The following is an 18,156-nucleotide window of genomic DNA, read 5'->3' on the forward strand; positions in this document are numbered from 1 at the left end:
GGCCCGCCCGGCCGCCGGCCCGCCAGGCCCGCCCGGCCGCCCGGCGCGCCAGGCCACCGGCCCCCGGCCCTCGGCCCCCGGCCCCCGGCCCTCGGCCCGCCGGCCCCCGGCCCCAGGCCCTCGGCCCGCCAGGCCACCGGCCGCAGCCGCTCCGAGGTCCGGCGGACGTCGCGATGCCGCTGAGCCGGGCAGCGGATCGGATCGGCTCCGGCGGCCCAGTCGATGTACCGGCCAGCCGCGCAGCGCATACGCAGCGGTGCTGATCCACTAGATTCACGCCCGTGCCCCACAGTCCCCTTCCCGGTCGCTCGCCGTCGCCGTTCACCGGTGCGCTGGTCGCGGGGTCGTTGCTCGTGCTGGGGGTGCTCTGCATCGCTCTGCGCGTGCCGATGGCCGACGCCCTCGTCCAGGGTTTCTCCGCCGCCGAGTGGCAGCCGCCCGCCGCGTATCCGCCGTTCGCGGCGATCCTCTTCACGCCCGCCGCCTGGCTGCCGGCGGGTCTGCTCAAGGCCGTCCTCGTCCTCGGCAACGCCGGCCTGCTCGCCCTGCTCATCCTGCTGTCCTGCCGCCTCGCAGGGCTCCGGGCCCGGCCCGGGCCCGTGCTCGCCGCCACCATCGGCGGGCTGTGGCTGGAGCCCCTCTTCCAGGCCCCGCTCCCCGGGCAGGTCAACCTGGCCCTCGCCTGCCTGGCCGTGTGGGACCTGGGCCGGCCGGCCGCCGCGCTCGGCAAGGGCTTCGCGCTCGGCACCGCCGCCGGGATCACCCTCACCCCGGCGCTGTTCATCCCGTACCTGCTGCTCACCCGCCGCGTCCGCGCCGGGCTGACGGCCCTCGCCGCCTTCGCCGGCACCGCCCTGCTCGGCCTGCTGGTCCTCCCGCAGGCCTCCGCCGACTTCTGGGCCCGGCACTTCCCCGACACCGGCCGGGCCCTGCTCCTGCACTGGCCGCACCTGTGGGTGTGGTGCGTCCCGCTGCTCGCCTTCCTCAGTCGCTCGCCAGCAGCTCGTCGGCGTCCATGATCCGGTAGGCGTAACCCTGTTCGGCGAGGAAGCGCTGGCGGTGCGCCGCGAAGTCCTGGTCGATGGTGTCGCGCGCGACCACCGAGTAGAACCGCGCCTCGTGCCCGTCCGCCTTCGGCCGCAGCACGCGGCCCAGCCGCTGCGCCTCCTCCTGCCGGGAGCCGAAGGTGCCCGACACCTGGATGGCGACCGTGGCCTCCGGCAGGTCGATGGAGAAGTTCGCGACCTTCGACACGACCAGCACGCTGATCTCGCCCTCGCGGAAGGCGTTGAAGAGCTTCTCGCGCTGCGCGTTGGAGGTCTCGCCCTTGATGACGGGCGCGTCCAGGTGCTCGCCCAGCTCGTCGAGCTGGTCGATGTACTGCCCGATGACGAGTGTCTGCTCGCCCTGGTGCTTGCGCACCAGCGCCTCCGTCACCTTCCGCTTCGTCGCCGTCGTCGCGCAGAAGCGGTACTTCTCCTCCGTCTCGGCGGTCGCGTACGCCAGCCGCTCCGCCTCGGTGAGGTTGACCCGGACCTCGACGCAGTCCGCCGGGGCGATGTAGCCCTGCGCCTCGATCTCCTTCCACGGCGCGTCGAACCGCTTGGGCCCGATGAGGGAGAAGACGTCCGACTCGCGCCCGTCCTCCCGTACGAGGGTGGCCGTCAGGCCGAGGCGGCGCCGCGCCTGGAGGTCGGCGGTGAACTTGAAGACCGGCGCCGGCAGCAGGTGCACCTCGTCGTAGACGATCAGGCCCCAGTCGCGGGAGTCGAAGAGCTCCAGGTGCGGGTAGACGCCCTTCCGCTTCGTCGTCAGTACCTGGTACGTGGCGATCGTGACGGGGCGGATCTCCTTGCGGGTGCCGGAGTACTCGCCGATCTCCTCCTCCGTCAGCGAGGTCCGCTTGACCAGCTCGTGCTTCCACTGGCGGGCCGAGACGGTGTTCGTGACCAGGATCAGCGTCGTCGCCTTGGCCATCGCCATGGCCCCGGCGCCGACCAGCGTCTTTCCGGCGCCGCAGGGCAGCACGACCACACCCGAGCCGCCGTGCCAGAAGCCCTCGACGGCCTGCTGCTGGTACGGGCGCAGCGCCCAGCCGTTCTCGGCCAGGTCGATCGGGTGCGCCTCGCCGTCGACGTACCCGGCAAGGTCCTCGGCGGGCCAGCCCAGCTTGAGCAGCGTCTGTTTGATCTGACCGCGCTCGGAGGGGTGCACGGCCACGGTGTCGGGGTCGAGCCGCGCCCCGACGAGGGGGGCGATCCGCTTGGAGCGCAGGATCTCCTCCAGCACGGGCCGGTCGGTGCTGGTCAGGACCAGGCCGTGCACGGGGTGCTTGGAGAGGGTGAGGCGGCCGTAGCGGGCCATGGTCTCGGCGACGTCGACGAGCAGCGCGTGCGGGACGGGGTAGCGGGAGTACTCGACGAGCGCGTCGACGACCTGCTCGGCGTCGTGCCCGGCGGCCCGGGCGTTCCACAGGCCGAGCGGGGTGATCCGGTAGGTGTGGATGTGCTCGGGAGCGCGCTCCAGCTCGGCGAAGGGGGCGATGGCGCGCCGCGCGGCTCCGGAGAGCTCGTGGTCGACCTCGAGAAGGAGGGTCTTGTCGCTCTGGACGATGAGAGGCCCGTTCACACACGTCCCTTTCCGGCGTGGGGTGACCGCCCGGGCGCGGACGGCCAAACCTCCAGTCTGCCGCATCGCCGCGCGGGCGGAGAGCTTCTCGCTGCGCGGGGGCGGCAGGCCGGGGCCCAGGGGGTGTCCGGCGGCCCCCCTAGCGCGATCCCAGACCCCGCAGGAGGCCGGTCAGGCCGCCGTGGAACTCGCGGTCCGGGGTGAGCGTTCCGGCGCCGCGGGCGGCTTCGGTCATGTACGGGAATTCGTCCGCAGGGAGTTCGGCGATCGCGGCGGTGCCGGCGCCGGAGAGGGAGCCGAGGTGCTCCTGCTGGATCGCGCCGATCACGTACGCGAGCACGGCACGCAGGGTGATGATCCGGTCCTCGGGCTCGATCCCGGCCTCGGTGAGGACCCCGAGCAGGGCTTCGCCCCACCGGAGCACGCTGGGGGAGCGGTGCCGGTGGGTGAAGGTGAGCGGGAGGACGGCGGGGTGCGCGCCGACCGTGTCGCGCAGCCGGCCGACGAGGAGCGTGACCCGGTCACGCCACGGGCCGGCGGGCGGCGGTGTGCTGTCGATGGCGCTGAGGACGAGCTCGACGACGAGGGCTTCGAGCTCCTCGCGGTCCTGCACGTAGCGGTACAAGGCCATGGTGCTGATGCCCAGTTCGACGGCGACGGCGCGCATGGACAGGCCCGGGAGCCCGTCGCGGTCGATGACGGCGAGGGCGGCGGCGGCCAGTCGGTCCGGGGTGAGGGAGCGGGGGCGTGGCATGGCGGTTGACAGCGTACGGCATACGCCTACGCTGTAGGTGTACGGCATACGCTTAACACCTGCCCACGCCTGCTGCTCACCGCCTGCCGAAGGGGTTCTCCCATGCAGCTCAGCACCGGTTCCGTCGTCCGGCCCCGCGCGCTCACGGCCGTCATGGACGGCGCGGCCGTCCCCGTCCCCGATCCCGAAGGGCGCCTGGTCCACCTGCAGTTCCGCCGCTTCGCCGGCTGCCCGGTCTGCCACCTGCACCTGCGCTCGGTCGTGCGGCGGCACGCGGAGATCGAGGCGGCCGGCGTGCGCGAGGTCGTCGTCTTCCACTCGACCGCCGAAGAGCTGCGCGAGCACGTGGCCGCCCTGCCGTTCGTGGTGATCGCGGACCCCGGCAAGCGGTTGTACGCGGAATTCGGCGTCGAGTCGTCCTACCGGTCCCTGCTCAGCCCGCGTGCCTGGTGGCCCGTACTGCGCGCGCTCGCCGTCGCCGCGGTCGAGCTGCTGCGGGGGCGGGCGAAGACGCCGGCGCGCGTCCAGGACGGCGGGCGCCTGGGGCTGCCGGCGGACTTCCTGATCGCGCCGGACGGGCGGGTGCTGGCCGCCGGGTACGGGGAGCACGTGGACGACCAGTGGCCGGTGGAAAAGCTGCTGAAGCTCGCGAAGCGGGCAGGTACGGTCGGGGCATGAGCGATGATCAGCAGCGCTTCGTGCCCGACGGCTTCGAGGCGCCCAAGAACTTGGCCGGCGACGGTTTCCGGCTGGAGCCGCTCGGGGCCGAGCACAACGAGCGGGACCTCGCCGCATGGAGCGGCAGCATCGGGCACATCCGGGCCACACCCGGCTTCGGGCGGGACTGGCCGCCCCTGGAGGGGATGTCCGCCGAGGCGAATCTGGCCGATCTGGTGCGCCACGCGGAGGACTTCGCCGAGCGGCGCGGCTTCACGTACAGCGTGCTGGAGGGAGAGGCGGAGGTCATCGGGTGCCTGTACGTCTATCCCGCCAAGGAGCAGCCCGACCGCGTCCACGTCAGCTCCTGGGTGCGGGCCGACCGGGCCCACCTCGACGTGCCGCTGTACGAAACCGTGAGCCGCTGGCTGCGCGAGGTGTGGCCCTTCGACGCCGAGCGGATCGACTACGCGCCCAGGTGAGGCAACGGCCCTGACGCATACGGGGTCTCGACCGGGAGGAGGGCGCGCGCCGCGTCCTCCTCCCCGGCGCGCAGCAGCCCGTGGATCTCCCGGGCCAGCGGGGTCACGTCGCGGATGGCGAGCGTCCACTCGTCGGCGTACGCGCGGGAGGACCGGCCCGACAGGCCCAGCTGGAGCGAGCGGTACGGCAGCGGGTTCAGGTGCAGGTCCCGCTCGGGGTCCCACTGGACGCGGGCCGACGTCCCGCGCAGCGACTGCTGCCAGGCCTCGCGGTCCGCGTGCACCCCGGGCTCGTAGTGGGACAGGCAGGCCCCGCGGAGCGCCTCGTCGAAGCCGGACCGGCTGATCTCGATCGCCAGTACCGTCTCCTGGTCGGGCTTGGAGGCCCAGCCGCAGCGGTACATCATCCACAGGAACGACGGTTTGATCCATGTCATCCGCTCCCGCTTCCAGGCGGGCGGGAAGCGCCCGTCGCGGGCCGCCGGCAGCCCCAGGGACGGGGAGTACGCCTGGTAGACGGTGATCGTGGTGTCGGTGTGCGCCGCGCGGATCCGGCGGTTCGCCGCGCTCGGCGCGGGCGGTGCGCTCGGCGCGGGCGGTGCGGTCGGTACGTTCAGTGCGGTCGTTACGTCGGACATGGGTTCAGGGTGCGGGGCCGGGGCCCCGCCCGGCCACCGCTTTTGTACCCGGCTCAGACCTGGTCGTCCGCCAGCTCCGCGACGCCCGTGATCCGGTGCAGCGCGTACGTCCGCACCTCGTCCGCCGTGTGGTCGTAGCCCGTGACGAAGCCGCCCTCCACCCGCACCGGGGCGATGACCCGCTGGCTCGCCGCGCCGTCCGCGTTCACGTAGCCGATCCACACCGCCGACCCCGTCAGCGCGGCCGCCTGCACCGTCGCGAGGGTTTCCGCCGCGCTCGTACGCGGGAGTTCGCCCGGGACGACCGCGGCCGAAGCGGGCTCCTTGCGTACCGCCGTCGCCGCCAGGTCGCCCGCGCGGATGGCCCGTACGGCCGCCCCCAGCAGCGTCTCGTCCGGCACCGGCGGCCCGTCCGGCACCGGTACGGGCGCCGAGCGGGGCGGGGTGCGGTGGGCGTCGGCCCGGGCCACCAGCACGTCGCCGGTCAGGGACTCCGCGGCCGGCGCGTAGCCCATCGCCCGCAACCCCTCCAGCAGGGCGGTGGGTTCGGCCTGCGCCGCCAGCACGGTCGGCGCGAGGCGGCGGAGCTGCAGGCCGGCCGAGCGCTTGTCGGCCAGGATCTCGCCCAGCATGGCGTCGTCGTCGCAGCGCACGTACGACGAGGCCGCGCCGACCCGCAGGTGCCCGTGCCGCCGGGCGACGTCGTCGATCAGGTAGGCCAGCGGCTGCGGGACCGGCGTGCGGCTGTGCTCCTTGAGGAAGGCATGCAGGTCGGCGGCGGCGTGCCCGGCGTCCAGAGCCCGGCGCACCGACCCGGGCGTGAAGCGGTACACCGTCGCCCCGCCCTTGGACTCCACGTCGGCCAGCACCGCCAGGGTGTCTCCGAGCGGGCGGCGCAGCGGGCCGGGGGCCACGGCCGTCAAGTCGGCCTGGAGCAGGACGTGGTCCACCGGCTCCGGCAGCAGCGGCGCCAGCAGCGGCGCGGGGTCGCGGTGCTCCAGCAGGGCGCGGCCGAAGGTGCTCAGCGCGCCCCGGCCGGTGACGCCGAGGACCTCCGCATCGGTCAGCGTCCAGTGCGCGAGGCGGGCCCGCAGATCGCTCGCATTGCGTACGGGGCGCTCCCACGCGAGCCGGTCCAGCAGGGCGTCCGGGTCGGGGGAGGCTCCCTCGGACAGGTCCGCGAGGAGTTCCAGGACACGGCGGCGCACCTCGGGGGCGGCGGAGCGGTCGAGTTCGGGGCCGAGCACCGAGAGGGTGCGGCCCTTGGCGTCCTGCTCGCCGGCCAAACCGGCGGTACGGGTGGCGGGCAGCCAGGCCGACGCCAGCACCGACCACCGCTCGGCGGGCGGCAGTTCGCACCAGTCGTCGAAGGCGGGAGTGGGCGAGTACCGCTCGTCCACCTCGCCGTCACCGGCCAGCAGCCCGGCCGCGTAGGCCAGTTCGATCCAGAACGCCGCCGACTGCTCGGGGGTGTCCAGGGTGGCCGCGGTCCGCTTCAGGTCCCGTACGGACAGCCCGCCCGCGCGCAGCACCGGCGGACCGGTGTGCTCCCAGGACTTCACCAGCTCCTCGATGGTGGACAGCGCGGCCAGCGCCTGCCCGGCGGCGTTCGCGTCCACAAGCTGTGGACGGTGCTCGCGGTGCGCCGGCACGGGCGGGGGCACGGGAGCGGTGTCCCGGTGGGCGAGGCCGCCGCGCAGGTGCAGGGCCACCTCGCGGGGCAGTACGACGGTCCGCGCGGAGGCCGGCAGCAGCAGCCCGTGGTCGCGCAGCCAGCGCACCGGCGGGGTCGGATTCGGGGTCACCTCCCCGTACGGCGGCCCCCACACGAGCCGCCCCAGCACCTGGTGGGCCTCCGCCGGGGCCTCGTCGAGCAGGGCGGACATCCGCTCCGGGTCGGTGAACAGCCCGGTCAGCGCGTTCACCGCGGACACCGGGTCATGGGTGGCCGGCAGCCCGACGGCCGCCACGATCTCCTGGATCCGGGTCGGCGACATCCCGGCCGTGGCCTCGGCGACCGTGGGCCCCAGGCCGGTCGCCGAGGGCCGCTGGGCGGACGGCGCGAGCAGCTCGCGGGCGGTGCGCACCAGGCGCAGCCGGTCCTCGCCGCCCCACACCAGGGCCTGGTCGCGCAGGGTGCCCAGGGCCCGGGGGAGCGCGGCGCGGGCCCCGTTGTCCTCTCCGGTGGTGCCCTCCTCGCCGGTCAGCAGGGACTCCAGCACCTCGTACGGGCACGGGTCCGGGGCCACCGCCAGCGCCTCGGCGGTCTGCAGCGCGAACCGGTCCAGGCGCTCCAGCGCGCGCACCACCGAGGCCCGGGTCCCGGCGCGCGTGGCCAGCTGGGTGACATCGCCGGGCACCGGATTGAGCAGGTCGGGGCGGGCGCGCAACAGGGCGGCGAGCGCCGCGTCGTCGCGGGCGCGCAGCGCCTCGGCGAGGGAGCGCGGGGCTCCGTTTCCGCCGGATCCCCCCGCGGTTCTTGCCTCGGGCACAGTCGCCTCCTGGTCGCGTCGGCCGGTCAGTCGGCCGGTTCCCATCCGGCCAACGGTATCCGCTGCGCCCACGGCAGCTCCACGGGCGCACGCGCTACCTTTCCCGGAGGCGGTACGGGAGGAGCCGGGGTATGGGGATCGAAAGCGACCATCTGGTCTACGAATATCTGAGCCGCGTAGGGGACTTGGCGCAGCAGCGGCAGCTGCCCTCCGGCGACCGCATGCGGCTGGTGGCGGGGCTGCGGGACGAGATCGACCGTCGGCGCGCCCGGTACGAGCCGGAGACCCCGGCGGCCGTGCGCCGCATCCTGGAGCGGATCGGCACGCCGGAGGAGGTCCTGGACACGCTCGGCACCCTTTCGGCGTCGGAGCCCGCCCGTGCCCGCGCCGCGGTGCCCGAACCGCCCGCCGTGGTACCCGCCCAGCGGGCTCCCGGCCTGCTGCGCCGCAAGCAGGTGCCCCCGCCGCGCCCTGCGGCGGAGCCGCGGAACGTGCCGCCGCACCTGGCCGGGCTCGACGAACTCGGCCCCTCCGGCGGGGAGGAGCCCGACTGGTGGCGGGTGACCCCGGCCGCTTACGGGGCGGGCCCGCAGGTCGAGGGCTTCGCGGGCGGCATCGAGATCCCGGACCTGTTCAAGGAGGGCCCGCAGGAGGAGACCGCCGAGCCGGCGACGCCGCCGCCCGGCCCGGCGGAGGGGCGCGGGCGGACCCTCGTACGGTTCCTGCGCGAGCGGCGGCGTGCGAAGAAGGCGGCGGCGGCGGAGGCCGGGGCGGCAGCCCCGGAGGCGGCCGCCGCCCCCCGGCTCCGGCCGAACGCCTTCCTGTTGCTGGCCGCGGCCGTCCTCGTCGTCGGCGTGGTCACCGGCTACTGGCTGCTGCTCGTCGTCGGCTGGCTCCTTCCGTACGCCTCCCGCGTGCTGCGGCCCGCCGAGCGCAAGTGGGCCGTCCTCGGCCCGCCGGGCGTGGTCCTCGCGGGGGCGGTGGTGTGGCTGTGGGGCCGGATGAACGGCAAGTGGGGCGAGTCCCTCGCCGAGGACCAGCTGAGCGGGGTCCTGCACGGGATGTGGCCGTGGCTGCTGCGGGGCGCCGCGCTGGCCTCCGTGCTCTACCTGGTGTGGCGGGCCCGCCGGCGCTGACTCAGCCGAGGGGAACGGTCTTCTGCTTCTCCTGCACCGGCTGACGGTCGGCGTCCTTGACCAGGTCGAGGAAGGCGGGCGCCTTGGCGACCTCCAGCAGCTGCTCCTTGGTGACGGGCGCCGAGGTGTTCGAGGCGTCGTGCGGGTTGACGGTCAGCCGGACGTCGCTGTTGCCGTAGTGGAAGAAGACCCGGGACTCGGTGACGGTGCCGGAGTTGACCGGCGCGGTCGCCGCGTGGACCTCGGTGCCGTCGGGCAGGGTGGCCTTCGCGCAGGTCTGGCCCTTGATCTCGAGGCATGGCTTGTCCGCCGCGCCCGACCCCGAGGGCCGTACCGAGAAGACGACGGTGAACGTCTTGCCGTCCTTGGCGGCCTGGTAGAGATACACGTGGAGATCGGTCCGCTGCAGGGTGCCGAGTGCCTCGGGCAGCAGACCCTGGAGCACGCCGACGGCCTGGTTCTGGAAGTTCTCCTGCCGTGCGCGCTCGGCGGGCGGCAGGGCGGACATCGGCGTCTCGCCGGGCGTCGGTTCCAAGTGGACGGGCGGCTGCGGCTTCGCGGCGTCCGGGGGCGCCGCGGCCACCCCCACGCCGGCCGCGCCCTGGGCGCCGTCCGCGCCGCCGCCGCCCGGCAGGGCGAGGCCCCCGGCGACGCCGAGCGCGGCGACGGCCAGCACCGCACCGCCCATCGCCGCCCGGGCGCGGGCCTTGCGGCGCCGGCCCTGGGCGCGGGCCGCGCCCGCCAGGTCCGGCAGCGGGGGCAGGTCCGTGGTCGTCCGCTCCATCGCGTCCCGGACGAGGTCTTCGTCGATACCCATGAGCTCTGTCTCCTTCGGTCAGTTCTCGGTGGCGTAGAGGTGGACCTCGCCGAGCTGTGTGCGCAGCTTGGCGAGGGCGCGCGAGCACTGGCTCTTGACCGTCCCCTCGCTGCAGCGCAGCAGTTCGGCGACGGTCGTGACGCTCAGGTCGTCCCAGTAGCGCAGGACGACCATGGCCCGGGCCCGCGGCGGCAGTTCGGCCAGTGCGGCGAGCAGGGTGACGCGCAGCTCGGCGTGCTCGGGCGGGGGCGGCGGCCCGGCCTTCGTGTGCGCCAGCAGGTCCCGCAGCCGGCGTCGCCGCTCGGCGAGGAAAGTGCGGGTGAGCACGGTTCTGGCGTACGCGTCGGGATGGTCGGCGGCGGAGACCCGCCGCCAGTGCTGGAACAGCTTCGCGAGCGTGGTCTGAGTCAGATCGCGCGCGCCGTCGGCGTTGCCGCAGAGCAGGTACGCGGTCCGGTAGAGCTTGCGCTGACTGGCGCGGGCAAAGGCCTCGAAGTCGTGCCCGGAGTCAATCGCGGTGCCTGGCGGCATTTTGCCTCCCCTTCACATGTGTCTCTCACCCCTGTCCTGAGTCCCCCCGACCCCAAAAGGTTGACCCCGAAATCCAACCGCCCTGCCCGTGTTCAAACGCCGGCGGGGCTGGATTGCCCGCGGGGCAATTCCAGCCCCGCGGGCGTTTGAGGCACGGGGGTCCGGGGGCTGGCCCCCGGCAGCGGCGGCGCACACGGATACGGCGGGCCACCCGCCTCGGCACAATGGCCGTATGAACCTCACCGTCGGCTTCGACCTCGACATGACCCTCATCGACTCCCGGCCGGGCATCAAGGCCGCCCTCCAGGCCCTGTCGGCCGAGACGGGTACGTTCATCGACGCCGACGCGGCGGTCACGCGGATCGGGCCGCCGCTGGACCAGGAGCTGGCGTACTGGTTCCCGGAGGCCGAGATCCCCGCCAGGGCGGACCGCTACCGGGAGATCTATCCCGCATACGCCATCGAGCCGACCCCGGCGATGCCGGGCGCGCGCGAGGCGATCGAGGCGGTCCGGGCGCTCGGCGGCCGCGCGATCGTCGTCACCGCCAAGCACGAGCCCAACGCCCGCCTGCACCTGAAGCACCTGGGCATCGAGCCGGACGCGGTCATCGGCTGGCTCTGGGCGGAGGCCAAGGCCGGTGCGCTACGCGAGTACGGGGCCCAGGTCTACGTCGGCGACCACGTCGGCGACGTCCGCGGGGCCCGCACGGCGGGCGCGCTGTCGGTGGTGGTGCCGACGGGCCCGTGCCCCGAGCGGGAACTGCGGGAGGCGGGCGCCGATGTGGTGCTGAGTGACCTCACCGAGCTGCCGCAGTGGCTCGCGCGGTACGTAGCGGAGCAGCAGCCGGCCCGGAGCGCCCAGCCGGCCGAAGCCTAGGCCTGTGAGGCCTGGGCCTGTGAGGCCCGGGCCTCGCGCCGCTGCGCCGCGGCCGAGCGGAGCACGCCCGCCGCGGAGATGGCGAAGCCGACGCCCATCAGCATGCACACGGCCCATGCGTACGACGGGAACGGGTCCATGTCCAGGAACAGCGGGGCCATCGTCACGAGCGTGGCCACGGCGCCCGCGATGAACACGATGCCGCCGGTCCGGACCAATGCGTCGCCGGGCCGCGCTTCGTCGGAATGAGGAGTAACAGTCACCTCACCAGGGTAGTTCCCCTGCCTCAAGCAGCCGACGGCGTGGGGCCGGGGAACGTCTTGTCACACGGCCCCCGCCGAGGACACTGATGTGTCCGGCGGCCTCTCCCCCTTCAAGCGACCCAAGCTCGGCCGTTGGCTCAACCACCGCTACGGCGAGTTCGACGTGCTCATCGCCTCCAAACTCGACCGCTTCACTCGTCGAGCCCTCCACTTCAACGAGCTGCTGAAGTGGTGCCAGGACAACGGCAAGTTCATCGTTTGCGTCGAAGAGGGCTTCGATCTTTCCACCGGCCCCGGAAAGATGATGGCCCAGATCACCGCCGTCTTCGCCGAAGCCGAATGGGACACCATCCAGGCCCGCATCCTCAGCGGCGTTCAGGCCCGCCTCGAAAACAAGTCCTGGCTCGTGGGTGCACCTCCAGCCGGATACAAGATCATCTCCGTCGAGGGTGAACGCCGGAAGGTTCTCGCGCGAGATGAGACCTACTGGGATGTCATCGAAGACATCAAGAAGCGGATCAGCGAGAAGCGGCAGACCACCCACAAGATCGCCAAGGAGTTCAACGAGAAGGGCATCCTCACGTGGAGTGATCACCAGCGGGTGCTGAAGGGCCTGGAGCCGAAGGGCGTCATGTGGCAGGCCACCATCATCAACAAGATGGTGCGATCCAACTGGTTCCCCGGCATCTATACGTACAAGGGCGAGGCCGTCCTCGATGACGACGGTGAGCCGTACATCATGCCGGACCAGCCCCACGCTGAAATGAACGAGTGGTTCGACCTGGTCGAGAGCATCGCCCCGCACGGGAAGAACGATGGCGAGCCCGAGACCCGAGCAGCCAAGAGCCTCCTCGCCGGAATCGCCAAGTGCGGAGAATGCGGCGCCCCGCTGGCCCGAGTCTCGACATCCGGTGCCAAGCGGAAGGACGGCACCCGATCTCCGTCGAAGTACTTCTATCGGTGCACCAGCCGATTCCGCGGCGGCTCCTGCAAGAAGGGCGCCTACATCGAGTGTGAGGAGCTGGACCAGGTCGCCGAGGACATTGTCATCAACAGTGTTGGGCAGTGGGAGCAGTACGAACGGGCGGGCGCCGGCCCCTCGAACAAGAAGGAACTCGAAGCGGCTGAGGCCCGGCTCACCAAACTGGAAGCCGACTTCCTCGCAGGGAAGTACGACGGCGAAGGCCAGGAGGAGTCCTACTGGCGGATGCACAAGTCCCTGTCCGGGAAGGTGCAGAATCTCAAGAAGCAGGAGAATGAGCGCAAGAACCCCGAGATCAAGGCGACCGGCCGCCGGTACGGCGAGGTCTGGGCGGAGAAGGACCAGGACGACCGCCGAGCCTTCCTCAACGAGTACAAGGTGACCATGTGGGTCTGGCGTGACTGCCTGCCGGACATGGTGCGAGGGAACCGCTCCGGGGCCGTGCTCGACCTCGGCGAGATCGGCAGGATCGCGGAGGAGCAGAAGCTCGTCATGCCGGAACAGGTGGACTGGCTCTGGCACGGCTGGAACGTCCCCCAGCACTGGGCATCCCCGCACCTCCTCAAGAACCCCGAGGCACGCGAGATCCTGGTCAAGACCTACGGGGCGATCGCGCTGCCCAAGACACTCCAACAGTGCCTGGACAACTACAAGAAGGAGCGCGAGGAGGCCGAGCGGACCGCTAGTTGATCACTTGCAACCCCCGACGCGGTGAATGTGTCGGGGGGTTCCTTGTATGTCCAGGTGAACGGGGTGTCGGTACCTCCTCTGTATGTGCTGTGATGTGCGTGCCTCTCCCGTCCCCGAGCGCGCGGCGATCGAAGTCGGCCACTCTCGGTGGCTGACATGGATGGACCGGCTTGACGGGGGGTACAGAGCTGGGGAGGCTTCCAGGCGGCACGGCAGGCGAGCAAGCGCTAGATAGCCTGACCTGCAACGACAGTGGTTCGGCTGACTGGTGGAATGGGGTGCGTGCTTTGCCTACCGGCAAGGTCAAGTGGTTCAACAGTGAGAAGGGCTTCGGCTTTCTCTCCCGCGACGACGGCGGCGACGTCTTCGTCCACTCGTCGGTGCTCCCTGCCGGGGTCGACTCCCTCAAGCCCGGCCAGCGCGTCGAGTTCGGTGTCGTCGCCGGCCAGCGCGGTGACCAGGCGCTTTCCCTAACGGTCCTGGACCCGGCGCCGTCCGTCGCGGCGGCGCAGCGCCGCAAGCCCGACGAGCTGGCCTCGATCGTGCAGGACCTCACGACGCTGCTCGAGAACATCACGCCGATGCTGGAGCGGGGCCGTTACCCCGACAAGGTGCACGGCACGAAGATCGCCGGACTGCTGCGCGCGGTGGCCGACCAGCTCGACGTCTGATCCTCGCGCGACCTGTGCCCCGCCCCTCGAAAGAGCGGCGGGGCACAGCCGTCCCACGGCTAGTGCTGTGACCGGAAAGGTTCACCGGGTCGCGACGTCCGGCACGGCACCTCGCCGCGTTGTCGGACCGCGCGTGTACGTCCAGTACGAGCCGCGGCCCTCCGCCTTGCGATGCACCGCACCGGACGCCGCGCCCCGGCAAACCTTGCCGGCCACAGCACTAGGGGAAGTTCAGCGCTCCCGAGGCAATGGCCGGTACCAGACCCTCGGCCGCGGCCCGCGTCAGCAGCCCGCGCACGGCCGCGTACCCGGCCTCGCCGAGGTCGGCGGTGAACTCGTTGACGTAGAGCCCGATGTGCTGGTCGGCGACGGCCGGGTCCAGCTCCTGCGCGTGAGCGCGTACGTACGGGCGCGAGACCTCCGGGTCCTCCCAGGCCATCAGGACCGACGTACGGGCGCACGCGGCGAGTTCGCGCAGCCGCTCCTCGCCCAGCGAGCGCTTGGCGATGATCGCGCCCAGCGGGATCGGCAGCCCGGTCGTGGACTCCCAGTGCTCGCCCATGTCGGCCAGGCAGTGCAGCCCGTAGTCCTGATAGGTGAACCGGGCCTCGTGGATGACCAGTCCGGCGTCCACCCGGCCGTCGCGCACCGCCGGCATGATCTCGTTGAACGGCAGCACGACCACCTTGCCGACGCCGTCGGGCAGCACGTCCGCCGCCCACAGCCGGAACAGCAGGTAGGCGGTGGAGCGTTCGCTCGGCACGGCGACGGTCTTGCCGGCCAGGTCCACGCCCTCCATCCCCTCCACGCCCGGCTCGCGGGTCAGGCTGGGATCTTTCACAAGCACAAGCGGTCCGCAGCCACGCCCCAGGGCCCCGCCGCAGGGGAGCAGCGCGTACTGCTCCAACACCCACGGGAGGACGGCGTACGACACCTTCAGCACGTCCAGCTCGCACCGCTCGGCCATGCCGTTGGTGAGGTCGATGTCGGCGAAGGTGACGTCGAGGGCGGGCGCGCCGGGGACGCGGCCGTGCGCCCAGGCGTCGAAGACGAAGGTGTCGTTCGGGCAGGGCGAGTAGGCGATCTGCACGGCGTTGCCGGCCTTACCGGTCATGGCGTTCTCCCCAGTTCGCGAGTACGGGCCCCAGCGCGCGGAAGCCGTCGGCGAGGGCGGCGAGCGCGTCCCCGATCCGCCAGGCGGCACGGTCACGCGGGCCCACGGCGTTGGACACGGCGCGGATCTCCAGTACGGGCAGCCCGTGCGCGGCGGCCGCCTCCGCGACCCCGAAGCCCTCCATGGCCTCGGCCCCGGCCAGCGGGTGCCGGGCGGCGAGCCGGGCCGTGCCGGCGGCAGTGCCGGTGACGGTGGAGACGGTGAGCACGGGCGCGAGCAGCGCCCCGGTCGCCTCGGCGGCGCGGGCGGCCAGCTCGGCGGGCGGCAGGTGCACGCTGTGCCCGAAGCCGAGCGCCTGTACGTCGAGGAAGCCGTCGGGAGTCTCGGCCCCCAGGTCAGCGGCGACGATCGCGTCCGCCACGACGAGCGAGCCGGGCGGCGCGGCGGGCTGGAACCCGCCGCCGATGCCCGCGGAGACGACGAGGCCGTACTCGCCCAAGGCGAGTGCGGTCGCGGTGCCGGCTGCGGCCGCGGCCGGCCCGACGCCCGCGACGACCACGTCGAAGGCGATGCCGGGGAGGTCCCGCCGGGTGATCGGGTAGCCCCCGGGCAGGGTGCGCGGCTCGGGACCGGGGAGGTCCGGATGAGGGGTGTGACCGGTCAGGCCGCTGACGACGGAGTCTGCCTCCGCCGCCACCGCGGTCACGACGAGCGCGCGCACCGGTGCCGTCCGGCTACTTGAGCTTGAGGTTGAAGGTCCAGACGGAGAGCGGCTTGCCGTCCTCGGCGACCTGGACGAAGGCGAGCTTCTTGGAGGCCGGGGCCTCGCCCTGACCGCCGGTCGCGAAGACGTCGGCGCCGGGGAAGCTGCGGTAGGTGTTCTCGGACGGCTCGGTGATGGGCTGGCCGTCCAGGACCGCCTGCCACTTCTTGCCGTCTTCGACGACGTCGGGCTCGACCCCGAGGCGCAGGGTGTCGCCGCGGGCGTACTCGACGGTCTTGGCGCCCTTGAGGTTGGTGAGGCACTCCTGGACCTTGTCCATGGAGAGCGGCTCCTTGCCGCCGTGGCAGGCGGCTTCGACGGACACCGAGGAGCTGCCGACCGTCACGGTCGCCAGAGGTGTCGGCTTGTCGCAGGCCGAGAGGAGGAGGAGGCCGGCGGACACGGCTCCGAGGGCCGCGACGCTGCGGCGGGCCCTACCCGAGAAAAGCGGTGCGGTCATGAGCCGAAGGCTATCGGGCCCGTCGCCCGCGCCGCAGCACGGGGTCCCACCCCCGGCCTGCGGCGCGGCGCCGCCTGCCGACGCCGCGGCCCTCCGCTCCCATCGCCGACGGGGCTGGATGGGGTGCGGCCGAGTGGGCCCGTGCGGCTCAAAGACCGGGGCTCCGCCCCGGACCCCGCGCCTCAAACGCCGGCGGGGCTGGATACGGCCCCCGCGCCTCAGGCGGCGGTGGGGCTGGATATGGCCGGGGTGGGGCGGGCCTACCCGCGGGGCTGGATGTGGTGGGGCTGGTTGCGCGGAGCGCAATTGCAGCCTGCCCGGCGTTTGAGGGCGTCCTGGGGCGGAGCCGCCGAGTTCGGGCCGGGCCCGTTGCACCATGCAGCCCGCCGGCGATTGAGGCGCGGGTGCGGGAGGGAGTGCCGGGCGGGGCGGGGCGGCCGGCTCGCCCGGGCGTGGCGGAGCCGTGTTGGTGCGCCGCACCCGGGGTCGGCGGGGGCAGCGGCGTGGCGGTTACGCCACGCGGGGGCGGGACGTGCCCTGCTGCTGGTGGCGCGGGCCCGTGACGACGCCGCGGATGGCCATCGTCACGCCCAGCGCGACCGTGGCCGCCGCGACCGACATGCCCAGGACCCCGTTCAGCGGCAGTGCGATGCCGATCGCGCCGCCCAGCACCCACGCCACCTGAAGCAGCGTCTCCGAACGGGCGAACGCCGAGGTCCGGACCGCCTCGGGAATGTCCCGCTGGATCATCGCGTCCAGCGAGAGCTTCGCGAGGGCCTGGCAGAAGCCCGCCGTGGCACCCAGCACCGCCATCAGGAACCCGCTGAAGAAGACCGCCGCGAACAGCGCCGCCGCCAGCGTCAGGCACAGGACCGCCGCGATGATCCCCTCCGGCGCCCGCGCCCGCAGCCACGCCCCCACCGCCGTCCCGCACGCGTTCCCCACGCCCGCCGAGACCGCCACGATGCCCAGCGACACGGCCGCGCTCTGCCCCGACAGGGGATGCTCCCGCAGCAGGAACGCCAGGAAGAAGATCAGGAACCCGGACAGCCCGCGCATTGAGGCGTTCGCCAGCAGCCCGCACAGCACCGACGGCGTCACCGTACGCAGTCCCGGCCGCCGCGAGTGCGCCTCGTGCGTCGACAGCCGGGCCCGGCGCTCGCCCTTCGCCTCGTCCACCTTGTGCGGCAGCGAGAACGCCGCGAAGGTCCCCCAGATGAAGATCGCGCAGGCCCCGTACAGCGGCCACGGCGGACCGATCGTGTGCAGGGCGGCCCCCAACGGCGCCGCCGCGCCCGTGGCCAGCAGGCCGGCCAGCGTGACCCGGGAGTTCGCCTTGACGAGTGAGAACTTGGGCGGGAGCAGCCGCGGGACCACCGCGCTGCGCACGACCCCGTACGCCTTCGAGGCGACCAGCACACCCAGCGCCGCCGGATACAGCTCCAGCCCGCCCGAGGCCACCGCGCCCGACATCATCAGCGCCAGCAGCGCCCGGGCCAGCATCGCGGCCGCCATCGCGGCCCGCCGCCCGTGCGGCAGCCGGTCCAGCAGCGGACCGATCACCGGGGCCAGCAGGGTGAAGGGGGCCATCGTGATCGCCAGGTACAGGGCCACCCGGCCCCGCGCCTCGTCCGTCGGAACGGAGAAGAACACCGTCGAGGCCAGCGCCACCGTGATCATCACATCGCCGGCGCCGTTGATGGCGTGCAGCTCGATCAGTCTGCCGAGGCCCGACTCACCGGCCCCGTGCGCGTGCGTCGCCCGCCGGATCCCGCGCGCCGTGCCGGTGATGGGCAGGTGCAGGGCACGCCCCAGGGCCCGGCCGGCCCGCTTGGCCGGTCCCGAGCCGCCGGCGGACGACCGTACGGGTGCCACACTCGCCATACTGCCCCACCGGGCCCTCCGGGACCCCTCCCGGCGCGTCGCGGCCCGCCCGCTTGTCCGCGAATCGGACCTTGCATGTGGGCCCAGGGCGCCGGAGGAGGTAGCGTGCGTAGCGCGCCACCGGCGGTTGCTCTTGGCCGCGCGCCTCTTCGCGATCCCGCAGAATGGATAGCAGGTAGGTGCGCCCGGAGTCCGATCGGGTGCGGACGTCGACGCGGCCCTCTGGTCCGCTCCGCCCGCGCTTCGTACGGACAGCACCGGCGGGTCGTTGTGGACGACAGTACGGACGGCGCACTCGTGAGACGGCGTAGGAGAGA

General features: G+C 73.1%; 18 protein-coding genes and 1 pseudogene. 8 read left to right on the forward strand and 11 right to left on the reverse strand.

Features of this window, described 5'->3' with window-relative positions:
- Nucleotides 1-281 precede the first annotated feature (281 nt).
- Nucleotides 282-1,019, forward strand: a complete 738-nt coding sequence (locus J7E94_RS05240) for a glycosyltransferase family 87 protein (protein ID WP_215012760.1) — start codon at nt 282-284, stop codon at nt 1,017-1,019.
- Here J7E94_RS05240 and J7E94_RS05245 read toward each other — a convergent pair.
- Both J7E94_RS05245 and J7E94_RS05250 read right to left on the reverse strand, forming a co-directional pair.
- Complete coding sequence (locus J7E94_RS05245) at nt 985-2,628, reverse strand: DNA repair helicase XPB (protein ID WP_215012762.1); 1,644 nt, start codon at nt 2,626-2,628, stop codon at nt 985-987. The genes J7E94_RS05240 and J7E94_RS05245 overlap by 35 nt on opposite strands.
- Before the next feature lie 139 nt (nt 2,629-2,767).
- Nucleotides 2,768-3,382: a TetR/AcrR family transcriptional regulator gene (locus tag J7E94_RS05250; protein ID WP_215012764.1), complete on the reverse strand. Its 615-nt coding sequence runs from the start codon at nt 3,380-3,382 to the stop codon at nt 2,768-2,770.
- Between the two features lie 102 nt (nt 3,383-3,484).
- Here J7E94_RS05250 and J7E94_RS05255 point away from each other — a divergent pair, with 102 nt between their 5' ends.
- Together J7E94_RS05255 and J7E94_RS05260 are read left to right on the forward strand one after the other, a co-directional pair.
- Nucleotides 3,485-4,060, forward strand: a complete 576-nt coding sequence (locus J7E94_RS05255; RefSeq protein WP_215012766.1) for a peroxiredoxin-like family protein — start codon at nt 3,485-3,487, stop codon at nt 4,058-4,060.
- The gene (locus J7E94_RS05260) at nt 4,057-4,521 is read left to right on the forward strand and encodes an N-acetyltransferase (protein WP_215012768.1); all 465 of its coding nucleotides are present in this window, start codon (nt 4,057-4,059) and stop codon (nt 4,519-4,521) included. Before J7E94_RS05255 ends, J7E94_RS05260 begins: the two co-directional genes overlap by 4 nt.
- Here the strand turns inward: J7E94_RS05260 and J7E94_RS05265 are convergent.
- Together J7E94_RS05265 and J7E94_RS05270 are read right to left on the reverse strand one after the other, a co-directional pair.
- A complete protein-coding gene (locus J7E94_RS05265) occupies nt 4,506-5,159 on the reverse strand; it encodes a DUF4291 domain-containing protein (RefSeq protein ID WP_215012770.1) in 654 nt (217 codons plus the stop codon). The genes J7E94_RS05260 and J7E94_RS05265 overlap by 16 nt on opposite strands.
- A 53-nt stretch (nt 5,160-5,212) precedes the next feature.
- A complete protein-coding gene (locus tag J7E94_RS05270; RefSeq protein ID WP_215012772.1) occupies nt 5,213-7,696 on the reverse strand; it encodes a helicase C-terminal domain-containing protein in 2,484 nt (827 codons plus the stop codon).
- A gap of 86 nt (nt 7,697-7,782) precedes the next feature.
- Between J7E94_RS05270 and J7E94_RS05275 the strand changes: the two genes are divergently transcribed.
- Nucleotides 7,783-8,787 carry a hypothetical protein gene (locus J7E94_RS05275; RefSeq protein ID WP_215012775.1) on the forward strand — a complete coding sequence of 335 codons (1,005 nt, stop codon included), beginning with the start codon at nt 7,783-7,785 and terminating at the stop codon, nt 8,785-8,787.
- Between the two features lies 1 nt (nt 8,788).
- On the opposite strand, the gene J7E94_RS05280 is transcribed toward J7E94_RS05275, so the two are convergent.
- On the reverse strand, nt 8,789-9,604 hold the full coding sequence (locus J7E94_RS05280) for a hypothetical protein (protein ID WP_215012777.1): 816 nt from the start codon (nt 9,602-9,604) through the stop codon (nt 8,789-8,791).
- An 18-nt stretch (nt 9,605-9,622) separates the two neighbouring features.
- Nucleotides 9,623-10,135 carry a SigE family RNA polymerase sigma factor gene (locus J7E94_RS05285; RefSeq protein ID WP_215012779.1) on the reverse strand — a complete coding sequence of 171 codons (513 nt, stop codon included), beginning with the start codon at nt 10,133-10,135 and terminating at the stop codon, nt 9,623-9,625.
- 232 nt (nt 10,136-10,367) lie between these two features.
- Between J7E94_RS05285 and J7E94_RS05290 the strand changes: the two genes are divergently transcribed.
- Nucleotides 10,368-11,012 (forward strand): HAD family hydrolase, encoded by a 645-nt coding sequence (locus tag J7E94_RS05290; RefSeq protein ID WP_215012781.1) that lies wholly within the window; start codon nt 10,368-10,370, stop codon nt 11,010-11,012.
- Here J7E94_RS05290 and J7E94_RS05295 read toward each other — a convergent pair.
- A complete protein-coding gene (locus J7E94_RS05295) occupies nt 11,009-11,275 on the reverse strand; it encodes a hypothetical protein (protein WP_215012783.1) in 267 nt (88 codons plus the stop codon). The two genes, J7E94_RS05290 and J7E94_RS05295, sit on opposite strands and share 4 nt — an antisense overlap.
- A gap of 79 nt (nt 11,276-11,354) precedes the next feature.
- Here J7E94_RS05295 and J7E94_RS34215 point away from each other — a divergent pair.
- From J7E94_RS34215 to J7E94_RS35335, 3 genes and pseudogenes are all read left to right on the forward strand, one after another.
- Nucleotides 11,355-11,657, forward strand: a pseudogene (locus J7E94_RS34215) (recombinase family protein); the annotation flags it as partial.
- Between the two features lie 381 nt (nt 11,658-12,038).
- Nucleotides 12,039-12,947, forward strand: coding sequence for a zinc ribbon domain-containing protein (locus J7E94_RS34220; RefSeq protein ID WP_251056177.1), 909 nt, complete (start codon nt 12,039-12,041; stop codon nt 12,945-12,947).
- 287 nt (nt 12,948-13,234) lie between these two features.
- The gene (locus J7E94_RS35335; RefSeq protein ID WP_215012862.1) at nt 13,235-13,618 is read left to right on the forward strand and encodes a cold-shock protein; all 384 of its coding nucleotides are present in this window, start codon (nt 13,235-13,237) and stop codon (nt 13,616-13,618) included.
- A gap of 220 nt (nt 13,619-13,838) precedes the next feature.
- Here J7E94_RS35335 and J7E94_RS05310 read toward each other — a convergent pair whose 3' ends face one another.
- The 4 genes from J7E94_RS05310 to J7E94_RS05325 form a co-directional block, all read right to left on the reverse strand.
- Complete coding sequence (locus tag J7E94_RS05310; RefSeq protein ID WP_215012785.1) at nt 13,839-14,732, reverse strand: 1,4-dihydroxy-6-naphthoate synthase; 894 nt, start codon at nt 14,730-14,732, stop codon at nt 13,839-13,841.
- The gene (locus J7E94_RS05315; protein WP_215012786.1) at nt 14,722-15,453 is read right to left on the reverse strand and encodes a futalosine hydrolase; all 732 of its coding nucleotides are present in this window, start codon (nt 15,451-15,453) and stop codon (nt 14,722-14,724) included. The genes J7E94_RS05310 and J7E94_RS05315 overlap by 11 nt, the downstream gene beginning before the upstream one ends.
- A 13-nt stretch (nt 15,454-15,466) precedes the next feature.
- On the reverse strand, nt 15,467-15,955 hold the full coding sequence (locus tag J7E94_RS05320) for a DUF2771 domain-containing protein (RefSeq protein ID WP_215012787.1): 489 nt from the start codon (nt 15,953-15,955) through the stop codon (nt 15,467-15,469).
- A 510-nt stretch (nt 15,956-16,465) separates the two neighbouring features.
- Nucleotides 16,466-17,839, reverse strand: a complete 1,374-nt coding sequence (locus J7E94_RS05325; protein ID WP_215012788.1) for an MFS transporter — start codon at nt 17,837-17,839, stop codon at nt 16,466-16,468.
- Between the last annotated feature and the right edge of the window lie 317 nt (nt 17,840-18,156).

The sequence above is a fragment of the Streptomyces sp. ISL-94 genome, assembly GCF_018614075.1.
Lineage (GTDB): Bacteria > Actinomycetota > Actinomycetes > Streptomycetales > Streptomycetaceae > Streptomyces.